The 26759-nt window shown below is 56.2% G+C and carries 2 protein-coding genes; both read left to right on the top strand.

From position 1 onward, the window contains the following. Positions 1-87: 87 nt before the first annotated feature. Positions 88-11604: an SDR family NAD(P)-dependent oxidoreductase gene (locus AB3N00_RS24835; RefSeq protein ID WP_413036957.1), complete on the top strand. Its 11517-nt coding sequence runs from the start codon at positions 88-90 to the stop codon at positions 11602-11604. Between the two features lies 1 nt (position 11605). Next, on the top strand, positions 11606-26755 hold the full coding sequence (locus tag AB3N00_RS24830; RefSeq protein WP_413036956.1) for an SDR family NAD(P)-dependent oxidoreductase: 15150 nt from the start codon (positions 11606-11608) through the stop codon (positions 26753-26755). The last annotated feature ends 4 nt before the right edge of the window (positions 26756-26759 follow it).

The following is a 26759-nucleotide window of genomic DNA, read 5'->3' as shown; positions in this document are numbered from 1 at the left end:
GTTTTTGAAGGTCGCCACCAGCTTCGAGGGAGCTGGAGTATGGGTGAGAAATAGATTCAAGAAATACTATACGAGGAGCAGATCTGGATGACTCAAACGCCAAAGCGAGAAGTTGCCATTGTCGGAATTGCCGGTCGTTTTCCTGGGGCGAAGAACACGCAGGAATTCTGGAATAACCTCAATGCAGGCCTCAACAGCATCTCTGTCATTCCAAAAGACCGATGGAAGTGGGAGGATGTGTACGGCGACCCGCAAAAGGAAGAGAACAAGACGAACAGTAAGTGGGGCGGATTCATCGAGGGGGTCGATCGATTCGACCCACTGTTTTTTGGTATCTCGCCCAAAGAGGCGAATTTTATCGACCCGCAGCACCGTCTGTTCCTAGAAACGGTCTGGCAAGTGATTGAAAACGCTGGCTACAGCCCGAAGAGTCTATCGGGCCGGAAGATCGGCGTCTATGCGGGCGTTTCGAAAAACGACTATGCCGAGCTGATGGGGGAGAACATCAGCGCCTTTGTTTCCACTGGAACGGTACACTCGATCCTCGCAAACCGCGTGTCGTATTTTTTTAACTTCAGAGGGCCTAGCGAAGCCGTGGACACTGCGTGCTCCAGTTCTCTGGTCGCCCTGCACAACGCGGTGCGCGATATTCGGGAAGGTGAATGCGAGGCGGCGATCGTCGGAGGCGTTAATGCGCTGCTCAGCCCGCGGATGTACATCTCCCATGCTAAGTCCGGCATGCTGTCGGTGGACGGGCAATGCAAAACGTTTGATGCGACAGCAAACGGTTATGTGCGTGGTGAAGGCGTGGCGGCCATGTTCCTCAAGCCGCTGGATAAGGCGATGGAAGACCGTGACAACATCTTGGGGGTGATCAAGGCGACGGCGATTAATCATGGTGGGCGCTCGAATTTCCTTACAGCCCCCAACGTGTCCGCCCAGTCTGAGGTGGTCTACACGGCGCTGCAGCGCTCCGAAGTAGATCCGCGCAACATCTCTTATATCGAAGCGCATGGCACAGGCACGCCGCTGGGCGACCCGATCGAGATTAATGCACTGAAAAAAGCATACGGGCAGTACTATGAGGAGCGGGGCCTGCAGCCGCGAGAAAACACTTGCTTGCTCGGTTCGGTCAAGACGAACATCGGCCATCTGGAGAGCGCGGCAGGGATGGCTTCGATCATCAAGGTGCTGCTGGCGATGAAGCATGGCGTGCTGCCGGAGTTGCTCAATTTTACAGAGATCAATCCGTACATCTCGTTTGAGGGTTCACCGTTTGGCCTTGTCACGGCTCCGACCGCGTGGAAGAAGCGGCGCATCGAAGGCAAGACGCTGCCGAGACAAGCGGGGGTCAGTGGGTTTGGCATGGGCGGAGTCAATGCGCATGTGATCTTAGAAGAGCCGCCGCGCAGCAACAGACCTCGCACCAAGAATGCGTCGCAGAAGCGGTTGGTGCTTTTGTCTGCGAAAAAAGGGAAGTTGCGGGCATCGGCTGAACAACTGCTCGCATTTTTGCAAAGCGAAGCCGGACAGTCTGTGCATGTGGATGATCTCGCATTCACCCTGATGTTCGGGCGCGAGGAGTTTGAGGAACGTCTGGCGATGGTCAGTTCGTCGGTAGAGCAGGTGGTTGAGGAACTGGAGCGGTATGTGAGCGAACAGGCCTCACTGTCGCTATTCCAAGGTGTCGCTGTAACGAAATCTGACACACCTGCGCAGATCGCTACGTCGACGGACGATCTTTCCCTGCTCGCCGAAGCCTGGGTGAAGGGCGAGGGGATCGAGTGGGAGCAGGCGAGATTCTACGGTTCTCGCATCGAAATTCCGGGGTACCCGTTAGAACGGTTGCGCTGCTGGTTTGAGTCGAAGACAGTGAAGGCAGATGCGAATGCAGCTTCTAGCGAGAAGCAGATCCTACTACCTGCTACTGAGCGGATGGTGCAAGACCATCTCGTTCAGCGGCAGAAAGTGCTGCCGGGCGTGGGATATCTGGACCTGATTGTCGGAGAGTTGAGGGGAGAGTGGACAGCCGGTGTGACGTTCCAAGATGTGTACTGGCTGAAGCCGCTGGCAATTCTCGACGAGCCGCGTACACTCATATTGAACGTAAAGGAGGAAGGAAGCGACCGTGCTGTGCACATCCGTTCTGGTGCTGACTTGCATTGCCAAGGACGCCTGCTCAAGCAGGTGGCGCGGACGGAAGAACGTATAGAGGTGGAAGAGATTCGCAAGCGCTGTGAGACTAAGGAATCGAAGGCCGATCTGTACGCTCTCTTTTCCAAAAACGGTCTGGTGTACGGGCCTTCGTTCCAGGTGATCGAGACGCTGCACTGCTCGGCTGACGAGGCGATTGCGGAGGTGGACGTTCGGAATCACGGGCGCATTGCAGCCGGCATTCTTGACGGAGCGCTACAGACGGCGGTGTGCTTGAGTGTGCGAAACTGCTCGGCGAGCGAGTCGCAGTATGTGCCGTATTATGCGGAGAGTTTCACGGTTGCGGGAAGCTTGGAAGCGGTGCGCTATTACTATGTAAAGCAGCGCCAGGTGCAGCAGAGTAGTTCGATCCACTTCGACCTGTATCTCTGTGACGGCGAAGGTCGCGTGCTGGCTTCCGTGAAGAATTTTACGAAGCGGACGTTGGTGAAAAAAGAAGAAGCAAGGAACGAGAACACGAGAAAAGAAGAGTCAGGCAAACAAGGTCTGCTCTATTACACCTCGAAATGGCGGGAGGAAACCTGCGGGCCGGAAGCGGAGGCGAAGGGCGTGCTCCTCCTCAATGGTTCGGAGTCACTGGCAGATTGGTTGCGCGGCGAACTGGGTGAGCATGTGCCGTTCCGGTGCTTGACGATTGCGGAGCAGGATCCAGATCGCTATCTGGAAGCGCTGCAGGAGGTCAAGGCGAGCGGGTTTGCCGTGCGACAGATTCTCGTGCCGTCCGTCCGTCTGGGAGTGGAAGACCTGCAGGGGCTGCTCGTGCTGGCAGGAGCACTGATCAAGAGCCGATTTAAAGAGCCGATCAAGATTCTCTACGCTGGCGAGAGCATGTCGTCTGAGGCATTGCCCGCGCTGTATGCTGCCGGCGGACTGGCTCGGACGCTGAAGTATGAGTATCCGCGCCTTCACCTAGAGGTGGCGGCGTTCACGGACTGCTTTGAAAATTGCGGAACGGCCCTGCTAGAGGAGCTGTTTGCAAGTGTTCCGGCCCCGCTGCATGAAGTGAGATATGTGGGCGGGACAAGGCAGGTGCGCGAGATGGTGACCGTGACGGGTGGCTTGCAGATGCAGGATTATACGTTTCGCCAAGGCGGGGTATATCTGATCGCCGGCGGAACGGGGGGGCTGGGGCAAATTTTCTCCGACTATCTGGCCAAGGAATATCAGGCGAAGGTCGTGTTGCTCGGGCGAAGAGAGCATGATGAGAGAATCGCGGCTCAGCTCGACAGGATGGCAAGTCTGGGCGGTTTCGGCCTGTACATTCGGGCGGACCTCGGAGATGCCGGTCAAGTGCGTGCGGCAGTGGAGCAAGCGCGTACCACCTATGGCAACATCCACGGCGTACTTCAGGGAAGTGGGTTAATAGAAGACAGCTTCATCTTGCGCAAAACAACCGAGTCTTTTGAAAAAGTCCTGCAGCCCAAACTCGCGGGGACGCTCCATCTAGACGATGCGACGGCCGGCGACGAACTGGACTTTTTTGTCATGTTCTCTTCGATTGCAGCGCTAATGCCCAATCAAGGACAGTGTGATTATTCTTCGGGCAACAGCTTCATGGATGCGTACTCGTTGCACCGGCAGCATCTCGTCGCCGAGGGCAGGCGCAGCGGTCTTTCGCTGGCGATCAACTGGCCACTTTGGGCAAACGGTGGGATGACCGTGGAGCCGGAGGAGAAGGAGCACCTCTGGAAGGTTTTCGGGATGCAGCCGCTGGAAACGCCGCAGGGTTTGGTTCTTCTCCGGGAAGCGCTATATCTGGCAAGTCAGGAAGGTTTCTCTCACATCGTAGGGATCGAAGGTGACCAGATGAAAATTAACCAGCACTTTGGCATCCGCAAGAAGGCGGAGACTGTGCGAGAACTTGATGTGCCGACGATAATCCGTCGGGATCTCTACAGCATACTCGCACAAACGCTACACTTGGCTCCGGGGGAAATCGGTGCCAGCCAGTCACTGCAACAGCTTGGGGTGGCGTCGCAGTCCCTGCTGCAGATCGCGAACCTGATCTCGCAATATTTTGGTGTCGATTTCAAACCGCCGTTGCTGTTTGAGCATGGAACAGCACAACAAATTCTGGACTACCTGCTACAAGACAAGCAGCGCGCTGTCATTGAGGCGCACTATGCCGAGCTGGGGACTCTGGCTCCGTTGTATCGCAGCTCGGGGCTGATCGATCTGAACAAGGTCGATGGTGAGCAGGGGCTGTACCAGCAACGTTATGACAACACGGAATTCTATCAGGTCGGCCTTATGGTGGACAACAAATACAACGTGCCAGGCTCATGCTATGCCGAGATGGCCAGACAGGCCGGTGCACTTGCTCTTCCGGGCCAGCGAGTAAGCAAACTGCTCAACTGTTACTGGGCAAAGCAACTGTCTTCAAGCGGAGAGCCGTTTGATGTGTTCATTAAACTGCTGCCAAAAGGGGAGCGCACCGACTACGAGATCTACAGAATGGAAGGGGCCGAGCGCGTCGTTCATGCGACCGGGGTGTTGGAATATGCTCCGTGGAAGATTACACAGAGCGAGGTGGAAACGCTCGATCTCGCGGCGATTAAAGAACGATGCACGGCGAGCTGGACGCGGGAGCAGGTCTATCAGCAAATTCATGCGGAGGGCTTGATCGTCGGGGAGAGCTTAATGCCCATGCAGGAGATGGTGCTCAACGAGCAGGAAGCGCTGGCGACGCTGGAACTGCCGGAGATGATCGCAGACACGTATGAGGAGTTCCTGCTGCACCCAACGATGCTGACTGGTGTGTTCCAGACGGCGCTGATCAACAACCGGTTCCACGGCGATGACGAGCGTGATTTTATCCCGATTGGGATCGAAAGCTTGGAAATGTGGGGGATCGTGCCACGCAGATGCCACGTCTACAGTGAAGTTAGCCCAAAGACAAAGAACAACCCCGACATCAAGAAGTTTAATCTGACCGTTTGCGACGAGGAAGGGCGAGTGGTGGCGCGGCTCGTCAATTTCTTAATCAAGGCGACGAATTATGAAAAATCGGCCTTGGTGCAGACGCCGTCCCAGGTATCGACAGCCCAAACGCAGGAGGTTCGCGACTGTGGAGTGGTGGAGCTGAGATCCCGCGCACAGGAATTTGTGCGGGGTCTGGTTTCTGAGGCCATCGGGCTGGAGCCGTCGATGATCCGGCCGGAGGAAGACTTCGAAGCATATGGCATTAACTCGGTGATGATCTTGGAACTCAACAAGCTGTTCGAAGATGCGTTTGGGTCCGGATTATCCAAGACTCTGTTCTTTGAGTACCGTAACTTGGAAGATCTTTCAGGTTATTTCCTAGAGGAGTATGAAGAGAAGCTTCGTTCGCTGCTGCAATTGCCGGAAACGTTTGAAGTTGATGAAGTGGTAGAGGCGGAGGTTGAATCGATAGTAGCGACTATGCCGAGTGCTCAAAAGACCTTGAGTTCCGCAGATGTTGTCGAGACAGTCGAGATGACAACACATGCTCCGGCTGTGCGGGATATCGCGATCATCGGCCTTGCTGGGCGCTATCCGCAGGCCGAATCGCTGGCGGAATTTTGGGCGAACATTCAAGAGGGCAAGGACTGTATCGAAGAGATCAGACCGGATCGATTTGATTATGTGCGCTACTATGATCCGGACAAGCAAAAGGACAAGCTGTACAGCAAATGGGGTAGTTTCCTCGATGATATGGACAAGTTCGACCCGATGTTCTTCAACATCCCGCCGCGTGAAGCGGAGCTAATGGACCCGCAGGAGCGTTTGTTCCTTCAGGTGGTCTGGCATGCGCTTGAAGATGCCGGCTATACGAGACAGAGTCTCAGCGATCAATCGGTCGGTGTGTTCGTCGGGGCAATGTGGCAACCTTATCAAGAGCTCGGTGCGATAGCACAGGCACAGGGCAATATGCTTAGCCCAAGCACGCTGTTCTATAGCATCGCCAACCGTGTTTCTTATTTCTGTAACTTCAACGGTCCAAGCCTGACGTTGGATACCGCGTGCTCTTCATCCCTAACCGCGCTGCATCTTGCTTGCCAGAGCCTTCTGAACGGAGAGAGCAGCGTAGCCATTGCCGGCGGCGTCAATCTGTCGATCGGAGCGGGGAAATATCTGCTTCTGAGCCAGTACAACTTCTTGGCGACGGATGGAAAATGTAGAAGTTTTGGTGCGGATGGCGACGGGTATGTGCCGGGCGAAGGCATCGGCGCCGTGCTCCTCAAGCCGCTAGACCAGGCGGTGAAGGACGGCGATCACATCTACGGGGTCATTAAGGCGACCGCTGTTAATCACGGAGGCAAGACGAACGGGTATACGGTGCCGAACCCAACGGCGCAGTCGGACATGATTCTGAAAGCGCTGGAGAGGGCGAGGATCAACCCTCGCGCGATCAGTTACATCGAAGCTCACGGCACTGGCACAGCACTGGGCGATCCGATTGAAATAAACGGGCTCTCCCGTGCATTTGGTAAGTACACGCGAGACAAGCAGTTCTGCGCCATCGGCTCTGTAAAGTCGAACATTGGACATCTGGAAGCGAGCGCTGGCATCGCGGGCCTGACCAAAGTGCTGCTCCAGCTCAAGCATCGCAGAATCGCTCCGTCCTTGCACTCTCAAGAGCTCAATGCAAACATTGACTTCCGAAACAGCCCGTTTGTCGTGCCGCAAGAGCTAATGGAATGGAAGCGTCCTCTGGTGGAGATCAACGGGCAGACAAGGGAGTTCCCGCGTCTTGCGGGCCTCTCATCATTTGGTGCCGGCGGTGCGAACGCGCATGTGATTATCGAGGAATACCAAGCGATCAAGCAACAGCATGACCATCTCGGAACGGCTCCGCATGTCATCGTGCTCTCGGCCAAGAACGCAGACCGTCTGCTAGAACAGGCACAGCGTTTGTTGCAGGCTGTTGAAAGCGGTGTATATAGCAACGCAGACATGCCGGCGATCGCCTACACCTTGCAGATGGGCCGCGAGACTATGGAGGAGCGTCTGGCCGTACTGGCCTCGTCGCTCAAGGAACTGAGTGCCAAACTGCAAGATTTCCTGTCCGGCAAACGAGCGATCGACGGCTTGTTCCACGGACAGATCAAGCAATATAAGGACACGCTAGCTCTTTTCGCGCAGGACGAGGACATGCAGTCGGTGATCCAGGCATGGCAGGCAAAAGGTAAGTTTGGCAAGCTGCTTGACCTTTGGGCTAAAGGGCTGTCGGTTAATTGGAGCCAGCAATATGCAACACGCCAACCAGGTCGCATCTCACTGCCGGGCTATCCCTTTGCCAAGGAGCGCTACTGGTTTCCGATTGATGGAGCTGTGCGGGTCGGTACAGGCGTAGGACGGCCGGCTATGTTACATCCGTTGGTACACGAAAATACGTCCGACCTAACCGAAGTGCGGTTCCGTTCGACGCTGATTGGCAGCGAATTCTTCCTCCGCGATCACGTTTTCTGTGGCAACCCAGTCCTCCCGGGCGTCGCAGAACTTGAGCTGGGGCGAGCAGCTGTTCTGCTGGCGTCGGGTTTTGAAGCGAACGATCCGACATCCATGCGTTTGAAAGATGTGGTCTGGCCGCAACCGATCGTCGCAGCAGACGAATCTATACGTCTGCATGTTAGTCTCCATGCGCTGAAGGACAGCGAAATTGCCTATGAGATCAGCGGTGATATCCGAAAAGGGGAAGAAGCTCCGACGGTGTATAGTTATGGCGAAGTCGAGATCTGCGCGTTCGATCCGGAACCGCCGCTCGATCTGCACGTCTTGCAGATGCAGTCGGGACTCGGTGTTCTAACAGCTGAGCAATGCTACGATGCATTCCGCGCGATGGGGACGACTTATGGGCCGAGGCTGCAAGGGATCGAGACAATCTATTTGGGGGAGAGCCACGTGCTGGCCAAACTTGCCCTGCCGTCGGCAGCTCTTGCTACGGAAACGGATTATGTGCTGCATCCAACTTTGCTTGAAGCTGCGGTTCAGGCAGTGAATGCTTTTGCGATGAAACAGACTGACCGCAAGCCTATCAGACCGGTCTCTCTTAAGTCTTTGGACATTCTCCGTCCGTGCCCGTCCGCGATGTGGGCGTTTGTTCGAAGCGGCGAGGCCGGCTATGACCTCGACCTCTGCGACGAAACTGGAGAGGTCTGCGTGCAGATGCGCGGACTGCAGCTGGGGCCGGTCGAAGGCGAGTGGCCTGGAAACAGCACGTTGGCAGAGCGCAAGAAGTATTTTCTGAAAAAAGTGTGGGAACCATGTTCGGCATCTCCAAGCCGCAGCGTCAACCGGGCAGTAGCGATCTTGACCACGCCGGAGACGCGCAGTTTGGCGACCGAGTTGGCGAAGAGATTACCGCATAGTCGCCTGTTCGACGTGGCGCAGGAACCACAAGAGCAAGATTGGCAGTCGTATGACGGTTTGGTTGATCTAGTCGGATGCGGTCAGCAGCGCAAGGATTCGGCGGAATGGATGAGCTGGCTTCAGATGCTGATCGAACACGGCCGCCGTGATGGGATGATGCTTTTAGGTGTCACCAAGGGGCTGGAAAGTTATCAGAATGCGACAGTCAACCTCGTAGGTGCCTCCCGTGCGGCGCTCTATCGCATGCTGCAGAGCGAATATGGCCATCTGCAATCCCGCCATATCGATTTGGAGCCGGTCTCTGATGAGACGATGTTGGCCAAGCAGATCGCCGCTGAGTTCCTTGTCGAAGATGAGGAGACGGAAGTGTGCTGGCGAAACGGGCTACGATATCGCGCGTGGCTTAAGGAATGGGAAAAAGGTGAGCAGCAAGCGCGAACACCGTTCCCTGAAGATCAAGTGCTGTGGATCACCGGAGGCACGCGGGGCCTAGGATATCTGTGCGCGCAGCATTTTGTCAAACACTATGGCGTAAAACGCCTGGTACTGACTGGACGGGAAGGCTTGCCGCCGCGCGATACGTGGGCGGCGCACCTTCAGGAGCAAACGCCATTTTCCCGGAAGATTCAGGGCATCCAAGATCTGGAGCGTGAAGGGGCACAGGTGATGGTTCTGTCTCTGCCACTATCCGATGTTAAGGCGGTCGAAGAGACCGTGCAGAAGGTTCGCCACAGCCTCGGCCCGATCGGCGGTGTACTGCATGCGGCGGGACTGCTCGATGAAGAGAACTCGGCCTTCATTCGGAAGACGGTCGAAGGCATTGAGAAAGTATTAGAGCCAAAAGTGGCGGGACTTGATGTGTTGTACCGCAGTCTCCATGCAGAGCCACTACAGTTTTTTGTCGCGTTTTCGTCTGTGTCGTCCACGATCCCTTCGCTCGCGGCGGGGTTAAGCGACTATGCGATAGCCAATGCTTACATGGATTATCTGGCGGAAGCGAAGCGTCCGGAATGTCCAATCGTCAGCGTGCAATGGCCAAGCTGGAAAGAGGTGGGCATGGGCGAAGTCAAAAGCAGAGCCTATGAGCAGACAGGACTTCAGACGATAACCAACACCGAGGGCCTAGAGCTCCTCGATTATGTGCTGGCGAGAAGAATCGGCCCGGTCGTTATGTCCGCCGTGGTCAATCCATCGCTTTGGAATCCGCAAACGCTGATGCAGCGCAAAAAGCAGATGGCTCAGCTCCAGACACCCTCTGTGGTTCCGGCACAGCGTCTGCTGGCCCCTGTACAGAAAGCAAGCGTTATGGCAGGCGGCCAAAGACAGACAGCGGAGGCTTGGGTGCGGTCGATTTTTGCAAAAGAGTTGAAAATGGACTCAGCCAAGATCGAGGTCGATGCGCAAATTGCAGACTACGGAGTCGATTCCATTTTGCAAGTGCAATTGCTGCGTCAGATCGCACAGGCGTTACAAGTGAAGCTCGACCCATCTATCCTACTGGAGTTCCCGACAATCGAATCACTGGCGAAGCATTTGGAAACTCTGCATGGGCCAGCCCTCGTTAACGCGATGGGGGCTACGAAGATTCAGCAAGAAGAGATGGCGGCACCTTCTTATCTTGCGCAGAGTCGGCCAGCCGAGCCGCATGTCGCGAAGCAAAGACAAGCAGGCGTTCGTAAAGCTGCTCGGGCCTCTGAAGTGACTGATCTGGCTGTCGTCGGCATGTCTTGCCGACTGCCGGGGGCGACTTCTCTGGAACAGTACTGGCAGTTGCTGTCCGAGGGACGTTCCGCTATTCGTAAGGTGCCGCAGGACCGCTGGGGGTATTCGAGCGGCTTCTATGCGGGATTACTTGACGATATCACACAATATGACCCGTCGTTCTTCCATCTCTCGGAGGAAGACGCTAAAGCGATGGACCCGCAAGCCCTTCTGGTGCTGGAAGAGAGCCTAAAACTCTTATGCCACGCCGGCTACACCCAGCAGGATGTCAAAGGACGCTCGGTCGGCGTCTACCTCGGGGCGCGCAGCAAGCACTCGCCAAGCACGGCGGATCTGGGCCAGACGCGAAACCCTATTATGGCTGTCGGGCAGAACTATCTGGCGGCGAACATCTCGCAGTATTTCGACTTACGCGGCCCGTGTGTCGTAGTGGACACCGCTTGCTCTTCCGCACTGGTGGGGATGAACATGGCAGCACAGGCGCTTCAGAGTAGGGAAATCGAATCGGCGATCGTCGGTGGGGTCTCTCTGCTGACCACCGATGAGACGCACCGCATCTTTGAACAGCGCAACATCCTGAACCGAGAAGGGGCGTTCCACCTCTTTGACGGTCGAGCGGACGGCATTGTCGTTGGAGAAGGGTGTGGTATGGTTTTACTGAAGACGATGGATCAGGCTTTGCGCGATGGCGATGCGATCTACGCCGTCATCAAATCTGTCGCTGTCAACAATAACGGACGGACCGCTGGACCTTCAACCCCGAGCCTCGAGGCACAGAAACAAGTGCTGCAGATGGCGCTCCGAAAAGGAGGGGTAGTGCCTGAAGAGGTTCGCTATATTGAAACTAACGGTTCGGGCACGGAAGTGACCGACCTCTTGGAACTGAAGACGATCAAATCGGTGTATCGCGCTTCCTCGAATCTTCCTCTGGGATTAGGGTCGATGAAACCGAACATCGGGCATCCGTTGTGCGCGGAAGGGATCGCCGGATTTATCAAAGTCGTCTTGATGCTACAGCGCAGGCAGATCGTGCCGTTCTTGTCGGGTGAAGAGGCGATGAGGCATTATGATCTGCAGGTGTCACCGTTTGAGATGGACCGTCAACTCAAGCCTTGGACGGACAAGGCTCGTATCGCCGCGATTAACTGCTTTGCGGACGGCGGCACCAATGCACACGTGATTCTCAAAGGTTGGGAAGAGTCTGAGGAGCGTTCGATCCTTCGCAAGCCGATTCCAATTCCTGTCTTGCAGCGAAGCGATGTAAGCGGCTGTAGACAGGGCGAACGGGGAGAGAACACGATAAATATTTGGAAGAAAATCGGAGCTGAGGTGTAACATGGAAGATCAAATTCTCATCGGAAAGGATCATCCGGTCGTCAAGCATCACAAGGCCTACGGTCAAGAGTTGTTTCCGGGATTGGCGTACATCGATCTGCTCTATCAGCTGTTTCGAGAGCAGGGGTATGATTTCGCACAGCTGGAGATTCGCAATCTTTCCATTTATAACCCGCTGTTCGTGGGGCAGGATCTGAACGTCCTGCTCCGCGTTCAGTGCGAAGAGACGGAAGCCGGCCGCTGGCAGATTCGCGTGGAAGGGCAGGAGCAGCGCAAGGGGCTCTTGTCCCCGGAGTGCAAGTTGCACATTACAGCGGAGATGCATCTGTGCGATCCGCTGATGTTCGATGAGGTTCTCGATATCAGCCGGATTAAGCAGACGGCTGCGCGCTCGTTATCGCTTGATTCGTTTTATGCGCAGTGCCGCCACCAAGAGCTTGTGCATACCGGCTTCATGCTGGCGGAGGGCCTGGTCTATGAGGGCGAGAACGGGGCGTCATACATCGAGATCGCCCTGGGGGAAGAGGCGCGCCGTAGTGCGGAGGGGTTTATGTTCCACCCGACGCTGATTGATGGCAGTGGCGTAGGCACCGGTGTCTTGTTCGACAACACAAACGAGGAGGAGCATCGGTTGTTCCTTCCGCTGTTTTATGAAAAGTTCCGCGCTGCCGCTCTGCTCGGAACGGAGTGCTGGACGCGTATCGCCAAGCCGGTTGAGCGAAAGAAAGAGCTCAATTCCCTGACGATGGAGTTTTTTGACACGAACGGAAATAAGATCGCGGAGCTGCTCAATTATAAGGGCAAGCTGGTGCGCGGGGCTGGGCTGATAAATCCTGCCCGTAAGGGGACAACTGTGCAAGAAAAACCGGAGCCAAAACCACAGCCCCGGTCCTTTGCACCGGTCGCACCTCCTGAGTATGCGTCGGGAGGCGGTTCGGCGCTCGAGGAGGCGTCCGCGTTCCTGCGCCGGTTGATCGCCGAAAAGCTGGACAAACCGGAAGAACAAGTGGCGAGAGATGTCGGGTACTACGAGATCGGTCTAGACTCGTCGATGCTGTTGGAAATCGTGAAAGCGATCGGCAGCAAACTTGAAACTCAGCTCATGCCGACGCTGTTGTTCGAGTACACAACAATCACAGAGTTGGCTGATTACCTAGCTGAGCATCATGCGGATCGCTTCGGCGGTGGTGCAAGCGGACCGAATCATAAAGAGGCAGAGCGGAGCAAGCCAGCGGACGAGCTCCACGAAGCTCGGCTCGAACTCCCGGAGACCCGTAGCTATGACGTGCCGGAAGTGGGAGAGGACATCGCGATCATCGGGATGTCCGGCAAGTATCCGCAATCACGCGACCTTCAGGAGTTCTGGGAGAATCTTCTGGCTGGCAAAGACTGCATTACGGAGGTTCCGGAGTCGCGCTGGGAATGGGAGCGGATGGAGGGCGTAAAATCTCCGACTGGCAAGCCGATTTCACGGTGGGGAGGTTTTATTCATGATCCGGACCGCTTCGACCCACAATTCTTCCGCATCTCACCACGGGAGGCGGAGACGATCGACCCGCAGGAGCGCTTGTTCCTGGAAACCTGCTGGGAAACGCTGGAAGACGCCGGCTACACCCCGAAGACGGTGGTGACACCAAAAGGACCGAACAAGCGCCGCAACGTCGGTGTGTTCGTAGGGGTGATGCATAAGGACTACACGCTGATTCAAGCTGAAGCGGTACGCGGCGGACAGCCGCAACCTTTATCGCTCAGCTATGCGTCGATCGCCAATCGCGTGTCGTATTTTTGCAATTTTAACGGCCCGAGCATGGCTATCGACACTGTCTGCTCGTCTTCGCTGATCGCCGTGCATCTGGCGCTGGAGAGCATCAAGCGCGGCGAGTGTGAAGTGGCGCTGGCAGGCGGGGTGAATCTGTCGCTTCATCCGAACAAGTACATGACGTATGGCATGATGGATATGCATTCCAGCGACGGGTACTGCCACACGTTCGGCGAGGGCGGCGACGGGTATGTGTCGGGCGAAGGCATCGGCGCGGTGCTGCTCAAGCCGCTGAGCAAGGCTATTGCAGATAACGATCACATCTATGCTGTGGTCAAAGGAAGTACGATCAACCACGTGGGCGCGGTCAGCGGGATCACCGTCCCGAGCCCGGTGGCTCAAGCAGACATGATTCAGGCATGTTTGGAAAAAACGGGTGTCGATCCGCGCACGATCTCGTATGTAGAAGCGCACGGAACTGGAACGTCGCTCGGCGACCCGATCGAGATCCAAGGGCTGGTCAAGGCGTTCAGACACTTCACGCAGGACAAGCAATACTGCTCGATCGGTTCGGTCAAGTCCAACATCGGCCACAGCGAATCGGCTGCCGGCATCAGCGGTCTCCACAAAGTCGCCCTGCAGCTTCATCATAAAAAGCTCGTGCCGTCGTTACATTCGGTGGAGCTCAATCCGTATATCGATCTGGAAAATTCCCCTTTTTACGTCCAGCATAAGACGGAAGATTGGCAGCGTCCGACGCTGTTCGAAAACGGTGAGAGGGTCGAATACCCGCGTCGTGCCGGGCTGAGCTCGTTCGGGGCGTACGGTTCGAACGCGCACGTTATATTGGAGGAATACATCCCGCCGCAAGCGGTGAAGAGCACGGATGGCCAGGGTGCCTCACTGGTTCCTCTGTCCGCGAAGAACAAAGAGCGCCTGTTCGCCTATGCTGGCCGATTACTGGCGGCTCTGAACAAGAACGAGGAGGCCCAGCGTCAGAATCTGGCGTGGGTGGCGGATCAATCTGTGGAGAATGTGCAAGTGCAAGGGATGGAACTACGTTTGGAAGCGGTGATGCGGGAAATACTCGCGGAGCTGATCCACGTAAAGGCAGATGCGTTGGAAGGGGATGTTGATTGGAGCGAATATGGCATCGAACCGATTCACCTCGCACTGCTGAACGAGCGTTTGCAAGCGGAATTCCAACTGGAGATCGATCCTAAAGGAATGCTGGAGCAAGAGTCGATCTCGTCGGCGGTGGCCCACGTGGCAGGGATTGAGGGAGCGGGGCGGGAAACGGCTGTTGCCGATCTGCATTTAGATTCTGTCAACCGAGTTGTAGAGGCTCTTCAAGGCTTCAACCTGACCGACCTGGCGTACACGCTGCAAGTTGGCCGGGAGGCGATGGAGGAGCGTGTGGCCTTTGTCGTTCGCGACCTTTCTGAGCTGAAGCAAAAGCTTGAAGCGTATCTGGCAGATCCCGAAAGGCAGGCGGGCGTACATCGTGGCTCCGTCAAGCAGAACAAAGAGACAGTTGCGCTTTTCAGCGCAGACGAAGACTCGCGGGAACTTCTGAACTTATGGATCGCCAAAGGCAAGTATGACAAGCTGGTAGACCTCTGGGTCAAAGGCGTGGAGATTGACTGGAATCGCCTCTACCGTCAAGGGCTTCCGCATCGTATCAGTCTGCCGACCTACCCCTTTGCCAAGGAGCGCTATTGGGTTCACAAGACCGCAAACAGAGCAACGGCACAGGTCGAAGTCGAAACGGCGGGCATTCAGAGCGTTCTTCATCCACTGCTGCATCAGAATACGTCCGATTTTGCCGAACAGCGTTTCTCATCTACCTTTACCGGCGAGGAGTTCTTTCTGAACGATCACCGGGTGCAGGGCAAGCGTGTCCTGCCCGGTGTGGCTTATCTGGAAATGGCACGGGCTGCAATCGAGCATGCAGCCGGGGGGTTGGTCGAAGGACCAAGTGAGGTGCAATTGCAGAATGTCGCATGGATTCGCCCCATCATGGTAGGAAAGGAGCCTGTACAGGTACACATCGGACTGTTCCCTGAAGAGGACGGCGAGGTCGCGTATGAGATCTATACGATAGGGCAAGACTCCGAGCCGGTGGTGCATGGCGAAGGCCGCGCGCTACTCACTTCGATAACGGCCCCTCCTAGGATTGATCTTGCCTCATACCAAAAGCAAGCGTCTTCACAGGTGCTGACTTCGACGGCCTGCTATGAAGCCTTTTCGTCGATGGGCATTGATTACGGGGAAGGTCATCGCGGCATTCATGAGCTCTACGTCGGCGCAGGTCTCGTGCTGGCTCGACTGTCTCTGCCGTCCGCGCTGTCAGCATCCGCAAGCTCATATGTTATACATCCTAGTCTGATGGATTCTGCGCTGCAGGCGTCGATCGGTTTCCTACTTGGAGCTCACGGAGACCTCTCGCCGAACCCGATTTTGCCGTTCGTGCTGCAAAAGCTGGAGGTCTACCAAGCCTGCACCTCTGAGATGTGGGCGCTGCTCCGCCACAGCGAAGGCAGCCAAGCTGGCGATGAGGTGGAAAAGTTCGATATCGATCTGTGCGACGATGCAGGCCGCGTTTCGGTTCGGATCAAAGCTTTCACGTACCGTGCGCTAGATGCGAAAACGTCGTCCGGTCAAAACGACCCACTGGTCGGCAACTTGACCTTGGCACCAGTATGGGATGTCGTCACCCCGGAACGTGGGCCGTCTTTCCCAGCTTCAGCCGATCGCGTGCTGGTGGTTGGTGGCACTTCGGAACAGCAGCGTTCTGTTCACTTGCAGCTTTCGAACGTGGAATTGCTTGAACTACGGCCGAGCAATTCCATCGCAGAGATCGGGGACAAGCTTCAGCGCCTGGGTAGCTTCGACCACATTTTCTGGATCGCTCCAGAGTCTACTCTTTCCTCGGTGACGAACGAGGCGCTGGTCCGCGAGCAGGAAGAAGGCGTGCTGTTGCTCTTCCGCACGGTTAAGGCTCTTTTGCGGGAGGGATACGGATCCCGTCCGCTGGGTTGGACGGTACTCACGATGCAGGCCCAACCGTTGCATGAGCAGGAGCAGGTTAACCCGACCCACGCCAGTTTGCACGGATTGGTCGGTTCTCTGGCGAAGGAGTACCCGCGCTGGAAAATCCGCCTGGTCGATCTCGAAGCGTGCAGCTGGCCGTTGGTTGACTTGCTGCAACTCCCATCGGATCGTCGTGGTCATTCCTGGGCATATCGAGGCGGCGAATGGCATCGCCAACAGCTCGTCTTGCTCCAAACGGCGCCGGCTGACGGTACGATGTACAGACAGGGTGGCGTTTATGTGGTGATAGGTGGGGCCGGACGGATCGGGGAAGCATGGACCGAATACATGATCCGCGGCTACGGGGCGCAGGTTGTCTGGATCGGTCGCCGTCAACCGGATGCATCCATTCAAGCCAAGATTGAAGCCCTCGGACAGCATGGCAAGACTCCTCACTATGTGTCCGCTGATGCGACCGATACCGTGTCGCTCCAGCGGGCGCGTGACGAAATCCAGCAGCGGTATGGTCGAATTGACGGGATCATCCACTCAGCGATGGTGTTGCAGAACGCAGGACTGGATCGCATGGAGGAGTCCCAATTCCGCAATGGATTCTCGGCGAAGGCGGACGTCTCTTTGCGCGTGGCCCAAGTGTTCCGAGACGATCCGCTTGATTTTGTTCTGTTCTTTTCTTCGATCATTTCATTCATAAAGAATGCGAATCAGAGCCATTATGCGGCTGGTTGCACGTTCATGGATGCTTTTGCCCATCAGATGGCGCGCGAGATGTCCTGCCGCGTGAAGGTGATGAACTTTGGCTACTGGAACGCTGAGGAGATCGTGCATTCCGAAGAAGGGGAGTTGTTGTCGCAGGTCGGCATCGGATTTGTCGACTCGAAGGAAGCGATGGAAGCTCTGGAGATGCTGCTGACGCGCCCGATCGCTCAATTTGGACTGATGAAAACCACCAAGGCGGTTCAGGTCGAAGGGGTGAACGCAGCCGAAACGATGCAGATCGAGACGGACGTTTTACCTGTACTTACAGAGTCGCTGCAAAAGCGCCTGCCGGATCAGAACAGTCGGGTAGCGTGCATGAAGGCGGACGAGAGCTTGGACAAGACGGATATGGAGGAATTGCTGCTTCGTCTGCTCGGCGCGCAGTTGCAAGCGCCGCAATTACAGGACGGAAATGCAGTTCGCGAATTTTACCGCAAATGGCTGGAGGAGAGTGTCTCCGTTCTGGAGAGTGATTCAGCACTCAGGTTCGATACACCGATACAGGTACTCTGGCAGGAATGGGAAGCAAACAAGCCGAACTGGCTCACCAACCCGAACCTGAAAGCTCAGGTGCAGCTTGTTGAGTCGACCCTACGCGCCTTACCGGATATCCTGACCGGCCACGTGGCGGCGACGGAAATCATGTTCCCCAATTCCTCCATGGCACTTGTGGAGGGGATCTACAAGAACAACCAGATCTCCGACTACTTCAACGAGGTGATAGCTGATACGGTAGTGACCTATCTACAGGAAAGAATGGAAGACGATCCGGCTGTCACCCTGCGTATTCTCGAGATCGGCGCTGGGACGGGAGGCACGAGCGAGATGGTCTTCCGGAAGCTTCGGCCATATCAGGATCGTATTGTGGAGTACTGCTACACCGACATCTCGCGGGCGTTTCTGCTGCATGCAGAGCGTGAGTACGGAGCTGATAATCCGTACTTAGCACCGAGGATCTTTAACATCGAAGCACCGCTGGCCGGACAGGATATTGAAGTAGGGGCCTATGACCTTGTCATCGCGACCAATGTCTTGCACGCGACCAAGAACATCCGGCAGACGATTCGCAACGCCAAAGCCGTGCTTCGACCGAACGGCCTCCTTTTGTTGAACGAGATCTCGCAAAAAGCGCTGTTCACGCATCTGACATTCGGCCTGCTTGAAGGCTGGTGGCTCTACGAAGATGCAGAGTTGCGCATTCCGGGTAACCCAGGCCTGTTACCTGATGTCTGGGACAAGGTGCTGGAGAAAGAAGGTTTCTCCGGCGTGTTCCATCCGGCAAAACAAGCGCATGAGTTCGGTCAGCAGGTTATCGTTGCTATGAGCGACGGCATCGTTCGCCAGAAGCAGGTGGCTAGGAAAAGTAGACCGGTGACCAAGCAGGCGACCAAGGTACAAGCAACAAAATCCCAAGCGGTATCGATCAATCCGGCCTCTGTGCAGACGACAGTCGCCGCGCTTTCTCCTGAATTTCTACGCGAGAAGAGTGTGACGTATCTGAAAGAGCTCGTCAGCGACACACTGAAGATCCCAGTGCACAAGATTGACGAGACAGAAGCTTTGGAGGAGTACGGAATCGACTCGATCCTCGTCGTGCAACTGACCAATGCTCTACGCGAGGTGTTTGGAGAGGAACTCAACAGCACATTGTTCTTTGAATATCAGACTCTAGACTCGCTAGCCGATCATCTGGTCGACACGCAGCGCGAGGTGATTATCGGAAAGCTCGGGCTGGACGGGCAGACGGAAGTGCAACATACGCCGCGTACGGAGGCATCCGTGCCTGCAAAGGATGAGCAAAAACGTACGAACCTGACCTTCCGCACGTCCTCCAAGCGTTTTCTGCAGCAACAAGAAGAAGAGGCACCTACCACCCGCGAAGTGAGAGCAGAAGAGCCGCCGATGCGCCTGCAGGACATCGCGATCGTCGGGCTGGCCGGGCGTTACCCGGGCGCTGACGATGTAAACAGTTTTTGGAACAATCTGAAGCAGGGCCGCAGCAGCATTGGCGAAATTCCGCAAGAACGCTGGAACTGGCAGGACTATTTTGATCCGGAAAAAGGAAAAGTGGGGACGATGTACACCCGATGGGGAGCGTTTCTAAAGGATATCGACAAATTCGATCCTTTGTTCTTCCAGATCTCTCCTGCCGAAGCGGAGAAGATGGACCCGCAGGAGCGGTTGTTCCTGGAGACGGTATACACAAGCATTGAAGATGCGGGGTACACGCCGGGCACTCTCGCGGAGAGTGGCAAGGTTGGGGTGTTCGCCGGGATCATGAACGCTTTTTACACGACGGGTGCGAACTTCTGGTCGCTGGCGAATCGTGTCTCCTATCTCTTTAACTTCCAAGGGCCAAGCATCAATGTGGACACGGCTTGCTCGTCCTCTTTGACGGCGATTCATCTCGCATTAGAGAGCTTGTACAGCGGTACGAGCGATTGTGCGATTGCAGGCGGTGTCAACCTGATCATTGATCCAGCTCACTATCTGCGGCTCTCGGCGATGACCATGCTCTCAGCGACCGATGCGTGCAAGGCATTCGGTGATGGGGCAGACGGCTTTGTCGATGGAGAGGGCGTTGGGGCGATACTCCTGAAGCCGTTGCATAAGGCGATCACCGACGGCGACCACATCTATGGCATCATCAAGGGCAGCATGGTGAACGCGGGCGGTAAAACCAATGGCTACACGGTGCCGAACCCGAACGCTCAGTCTGGCCTTATCACAGACGCTTTAGAGCGGGCGGACGTTCATCCGCGAACGGTCTCGTATCTCGAAGCGCATGGAACAGGCACGTCGCTGGGCGATCCGATCGAGATCACCGGCTTGACAAAAGCATTTGAAAAAGGCACGGAGGATAAACAGTTCTGCGCAATCGGCTCGGCCAAGTCGAACATTGGCCATTGCGAGAGCGCTTCGGGTATCGCAGGTCTGACCAAAGTGTTGCTCCAGATGATGCATGGACAGATCGCGCCGACCTTGCATGCCAAGACGCTGAACCCGAAAATTAACTTTGGCAAGACGCCGTTTGTCGTGCAGCAGGAACTGGGAGAGTGGCCGCGCCCGGTTCTAGAACTGGGTGGGGTTCGTCGAGAATATCCACGTATCGCCGGGATCTCGTCGTTTGGCGCCGGCGGTTCGAACGCGCACTTGGTGATCGAGGAATATATCCCGAGCGGAACACGACAGACCAAAGGCACCGACCCGGATCAGCCGGTAATTGTCGTGTTGTCGGCGAAGAATGAGGAGCGACTGCAGGAAAAGAGCCGCCAACTGCTCTCCTTTGTGGCGGAAGGACGCATCACGGATGCCGATCTGGTGGACGCGGCCTACACGTTGCAAGTGGGACGCGAAAAGATGGGAGAGCGGATGGCCCTCGTGGTTCGATCCTTGAGAGAGTTGATAGACCGTTTGGAAGCGTACGTCCAAGGTCATGAAAACATTAACGGATTGTACCGTGGTCGGGTCAGACGCGGCAAGGAGAAGCCGAGCCTTGGCCACCTCACATCCGCGGCAAGCGATTGGATGCAGAATCGCGAGTACGACAAGCTCGCTGAATTCTGGGTTTTTGGTGGCAGCATAGACTGGAACGAGCTTTATCAAGCCCCACCGCAGCGTATCAGCCTGCCCACCTATCCGTTCGCCAAAGAGCGCTACTGGATGTCCGAGGATGTGACGGCAGGCAGCGGAAACCCTTCGTCGCAAGTGATGAACATGGCACTTCATCCGCTGCTTCACCGCAACACGTCTGACCTGACCGAGCAGCGTTTTACCTCGACCTTCACAGGGGAGGAGTTCTTCTTGGCCGACCATGTCGTTCAAGGCCAGCGAATGCTGCCGGGTGTAGCATATCTGGAAATGGCACGTGAAGCTGTCGAACTGGCTGCCGCTTCTCTGAAAGATGGAAGAGACGGCCTGCGCCTAAAGCATGTCATCTGGGCAAACCCGCTTCTCCAAGAGGAGCAGCCGCTGGATGTGCATTTGAGCCTATTTCCGGAAGGGGATGGCGAGATCGGGTTTGAGGTCTATCGAGAGGAGGAGGAAGGTCAAGAACGGGGCATTCACTCACAAGGGCGTGCGGTTTGGAAGTCGTTTGAAGCCATACCAAGCCTTGATCTCAAGACTTTGCAGTCTCAGTGCTCCATAAAGATGCTAGATGCCTCCGCGTTCTACTCGATGTTTGAGTCACTTGGCATTGACTACGGGCCGGCACATCGCGGTGTCGAGCGCGTGCATCTGGGCACGGATCAAGCGCTCGCCCGCATTGTGCTGCCGACTTCCGTTAAGCAAGAAAGTTCGTTTATGCTTCATCCGAGCCTGATGGATGCGGCATTGCAGGTCACGATGACCCTGCTGTTTGACGGTGCCGACATCAATCGTCCGGCTCTACCGTTCGCGTTGGAAGAAGTGGACATCCTCGGTTCGTGCACGGACGAGATGTGGGTACTTGTGCATCGAAGTGCTGGCAGCCGTCCGGGGGACAAGGTGCAGAAGTTCGACCTTGACCTTTGTGCCGCAGAAGGCGACGTCCGCGTTCGCATTAAGGGTTATTCCGCACGACAACTGGACGATTGGCGCGGCCGGGAAGAAACGCTGATGCTGCTTCCGAACTGGACGGAGCAGTCGGTTAACCAGTCGGAACAACATCCGAGCTATAACCAGCGTTTGGTGCTCCTCTGCGACATAGAGTCAGACGTGCACGACGCTCGCTGCATAACTTTGCGCTCAAAGACATCCGATCTGGCAGCGCGTTATGAAGCGCACGCGACCCAAGCGTTCCGAGAAATCAAAGCTCTACTCCAGCAGAAGCCCAAAGGCCAAGTGCTCGTGCAGATCGCAATCAGCACGGAGCCGGAGCATCGCTTGAGCGCAGGACTCTCAGCTCTACTACGAACGGCGTCGCAAGAGAATCCGAATTTGATCGGGCAAATGATCGAACTGGAACACACGTCCGACGCGATGGAAGTTGCTGCTCGCCTGCAAGAGAATCTCGCCTGCTTGGAAGACCGTCACGTTCGCTACCAAGATGGCAAGCGCTGGGTGGCAGGATGGAGCGAAGCGGAGGTCTCCCCACAGGAGGAGCACATCCCGTGGAAAGATGGTGGTACCTACCTGATTACGGGCGGAGCAGGCGGTCTAGGCCTGATCTTGGCTCGGGAGATCGTGCAGCAAGTCAGCGGCACGACCTTGTACCTCATAGGCCGTTCTGCTCTCGAAGCGGGACAGCAGACCGCGATGCAGGAGCTGCAAGCGACAGGTGCTCGCATCGAGTATAAGCGTGTGGATTTGACCGACAGTGCACAGGTCGCGCGCCTGTTTGACGCCATCCGCGCCGATACCGGCAAGCTGGATGGCCTCGTCCACAGCGCCGGTGTGATCCGCGACAACTTCATGCTGAAGAAAACGGAAACGGAACTGGCCGAGGTGCTGGCTCCCAAAGTTGCGGGTCTGGTGAATCTGGATCAAGCAAGCGAAGACATGTCTCTCGATTTCTTCGTCACCTTCTCGTCGATCGCCAGTGTGCTCGGCAATCCAGGCCAAGCGGACTACAGCATGGCCAATGCCTTCTTGGATGCATATGCCCAGTATCGCAACGGGCAGGTGGCAGCCAAGAAGCGCAAAGGTCGCACACTGTCGATCAACTGGCCTCTCTGGCAGGACGGCGGGATGTGCTTGGATGCCCAGACGGAGCGAACCATGCAAGAGCAGCTAGGTTTGACTGCGATGCCAATTTTTAGCGGTGTACAGGCGCTGTATAAGAGTCTTGCTATGGAACAGGATCAGGTAGTTGTGTTTCACGGCGACATGAGACAGCTGCGGGCTTCCCTGTTGGAGCAGTCGCAAGAGAAGGCAGTTCCGAATGTCTCGCCTTCTGTGCTGAGCACGTCTTCGGTATCGGAAGAGATTCTGAGGGACAAATCGATTCTCTTTTTTAAAAAATTGCTATCGACCGTTCTGAAGATGCCGACGGCTCGCATCGAAGCGAATGCGCCGCTGGAGGACTATGGCATCGATTCGATCATGGTCATGCAAATGACCAACCAGCTGGAAAAAACGTTCGGTTCGCTGCCGAAAACCTTGTTCTTCGAATATCAGAACATCGAAGACCTGACCGGGTACTTCATAAACTCCTATCCGGATCCGATGAAAAAGCTGCTCGGGGTCGAGGTGGAAAAAGATCAGCCGGCTGTGGCAGCCGCTGAGTCGATCGTCGCATCCGATCCGACCTCAAAACGGGAAGCGGATGTGCTCAGTAAACGTGGTAGAGGCCGTTTTGTACAAGCTCCTTCGAAGGTGCGTGCAAACGTGCCGGCCGTGGAAGCAAATTCTGATGCAAAGCCGCTGGATATCGCGATCATCGGCTTATCAGGTCGCTATCCAGAGGCGCAGAATCTGCGCGAGTTTTGGAAAAACCTGCGCGACGGTCGAGACTCGATCACGGAGATTCCGGCTGACCGCTGGGATCACAGTCTGTATTACGACGCTGACAAGCGCAAACCGGGCAAAACGAACAGCAAATGGGGGGGCTTCCTCCAAGATGTGGACAAGTTCGATCCACTGTTCTTCAACATCTCTCCTCGTGATGCTGAGTTCATGGATCCGCAAGAGCGGCTGTTCCTGCAGACCGTTTATGAAGCGATGGAAGATGCGGGATACACCCGTGATGCGCTCGCTAAGCACCGCGCCTATGGGCTTGACGGCAATGTCGGTGTGTTCGTCGGCGTGATGTATGAAGAGTATCAGCTGTACGGAGCGCAGCAAACGCTGCTTGGCAAGCCAATGGCGCTGGCCAGTAACCCGTCTTCGATCGCCAATCGCGTGTCATATTTCCTGAACCTGCACGGACCAAGCCTGGCGGTTGACACGATGTGCTCTTCATCTTTGACCGCGATTCATCTGGCTTGTCAGAGTTTGATGCATGGTGGGTGCGATGTAGCGATTGCCGGCGGTGTCAATGTGTCGGTGCACCCGAACAAGTACCTACTGCTCGGGCAGAACAACTTCGCTTCGAGCAAAGGACGCTGCGAGAGCTTTGGCGAAGGCGGCGACGGTTATGTGCCTGGTGAAGGCGTAGGAGCTGTGCTGCTCAAGCCGCTGGATAAAGCGTTGGAAGACGGAGACCAGATCTACGGCGTGCTAAAAGCGACTACCATCAACCACGGCGGCAAGACCAATGGCTATACGGTCCCGAACCTGAACGCGCAGACGAGTGTGGTCGGCCGCGCATTTAAAGAAGCAGGCATCGATCCAGGAACGCTCTCCTATGTGGAAGCGCACGGTACCGGAACATCGCTGGGCGACCCGATTGAAATCGCAGGTCTCACCAAGGTCTTCCAAGAATCGCCTGTCGGCGGGCAGAAGTGCGCGATCGGTTCGGTCAAATCGAATATCGGACACTCTGAGAGCGCCGCGGGCATCGCCGGTTTGACGAAGGTACTGCTGCAAATGAAACATCGTCAGCTCGTGCCTTCACTGCATTCAGCCGTCCTCAACCCGCACATCGACTTTGACCGCACGCCATTCGTTGTCCAGCAGGAGCTGGCGGAATGGAAGCGGCCAGTGATCGATGGACGGGAAGTGCCGAGGAGAGCAACTGTAAGCAGCTTTGGCGCGGGTGGTTCCAATGCCTGCCTCTTACTGGAGGAATACGTTCCCGAAGCGGAGGTTCGCGTGCAGAGGAAGGTCACCGCAGAGAACCCAGCGGTCGTTGTGCTGTCGGCCAAAGAAGAGCCACGCCTGATTGAGCAGGCAAGGCATATCCTGACCGTTCTGCAAGAGGAATCGTTCACCGAAGCCGACCTCGTCGATCTCGCTTATACCTTGCAGGTCGGACGAGAAGCGATGGAGGAGCGGTTGGCCCTGACGGTTTCGGATGTCGGGGAACTGGTGGAAAAGCTGGCCGGCTTCCTGAATGGGGAGGACGGCATCGACGGCTTGTACCGTGGTCAACTCAAAGGAAATAAAGAGACCCTGTCTTTGTTTGCAGCTGATGAAGATTTGCAGGCGGCGATCGAGGCGTGGGTGAACAAGCGCAAGTTTACAAAGCTGCTCGACCTTTGGGTCAAAGGATTGGCGTTTGACTGGAGTCGGCTTTATGAAGGAAACAGACCGAGACGCATCTCCCTGCCAACCTATCCGTTCGTCAAGCAGCGCTGCTGGGTGGAACCGCTGAATCCAGGAGTGGCTTCCCTTGCACTGCAGAATTCAAACATAGAAGCGAACCTTCTGCTCGATGAGCAAGGCGAGGTTGTGAGTCTGGTTCCTGTCTGGGATGCGGTTACCTTGGAGCAAGGCCCCTTGCACCCATCCCCGCTCGACCAGATCGCTATCGTAGGCGGAACGCCGGAGCAACAGCAAGCAATTCGGCAGTATCTGCCGAACGCACGCGAACTTGACATCAATCCGGGAGAGAGCGTAGAGGTCATCGCTAGTAAGCTGCAGGCTCGAGGTGCTCTCGATCACATCTTCTGGATCGCGTCCGACCGTTCTTCTGACGAGTTGGAGCTGGATGCGGTGATCGCTGGGCAGCACGAAGGGGTTTTGCTCGCCTTCCGACTGATCAAAGCAGTGCTTAATCTTGGGTACGGGGCTCGAAAACTTGGCTGGACGGTGCTGACAACGAAGACGCAGGTTCTTCACCGTGAAGAAGTGGTCAACCCGGTTCACGCCGGATTGCATGGCCTGATCGGTTCGATGGCAAAGGAGTATCCGAACTGGAGCATTCGCTTGGTCGATCTGGACGCAGAGGAGGCATGGCCACTGCCTGATCTATTCACGATCCCGGCAGACCCGAAAGGGGATGCATGGGTCTATCGAGGAAGGCAATGGCATCGCCAGCAACTGGCGGAGCTAATTTGCCCTGAACCAGATCAGACGATCTATAAGCCAGACGGCGTATACGTGGTGATCGGCGGGGCCGGTGGCATCGGCGAAGTCTGGAGCGAGTATATGATCCGTAATTACATGGCACAGATCATCTGGATCGGCCGCCGAACGAAGGATGCCGAGATTGATGCCAAGCTGATCTCCTTATCCAAGCTTGGGCCTGCACCGCACTACATCTCGGCGGATGCGACAGATCGACAGTCACTGGAGAGGGCTTATGAGGAGATCAAGACTCGCTACGGACAGATCGACGGGATCGTACACTCTGCGATCGTACTTGCGGACAGCAGCCTGGCCAACATGGAGGAGGAGCAGTTCCGCGCCTCGCTCGCAGCCAAAGTGGACGTCAGCGTCCGCATGGCGCAGGTGTTTGGCGAAGAATCACTAGACTTCGTGCTGATCTTCTCATCGGTGAACACGTTTCTAAAAGCTGCAGGCCAGAGCAACTATGTGGCCGGCTGCACCTTTACCGACGCGTTTGCGCGCCGGCTCGCACAGGAATTGCCTTGTGCCGTGAAAGTGATGAACTGGGGCTACTGGGGCTCGGTCGGGGTCGTCGCTTCTTTGGCTTATCGGGAACGGATGACCCAGGAGGGGATCGGCTCCATCGAGCCGCCTGAGGGCATGCAGGCGCTGGAGGAGCTGCTTGCAGGTCCGATGGATCAGATGGCACTGATGAAGATTTTGAACTAGATGA

The sequence above is a fragment of the Paenibacillus xylanilyticus genome (assembly GCF_047246825.1).
Taxonomy (GTDB): Bacteria; Bacillota; Bacilli; order Paenibacillales; family Paenibacillaceae; genus Paenibacillus; species Paenibacillus xylanilyticus_B.
Note: the sequence above shows the minus strand (reverse complement) of the source record. Positions and strands in the feature narration are given on the sequence as shown.

Bases quoted from the DNA above. Each gene is read 5' to 3' on its own strand.
- AB3N00_RS24830 (WP_413036956.1), top strand. From the start codon at position 11,606: ATGGAAGATCAAATTCTCATCGGAAAGGATCATCCGGTCGTCAAGCAT.
- AB3N00_RS24835 (WP_413036957.1), top strand. From the start codon at position 88: ATGACTCAAACGCCAAAGCGAGAAGTTGCCATTGTCGGAATTGCCGGT.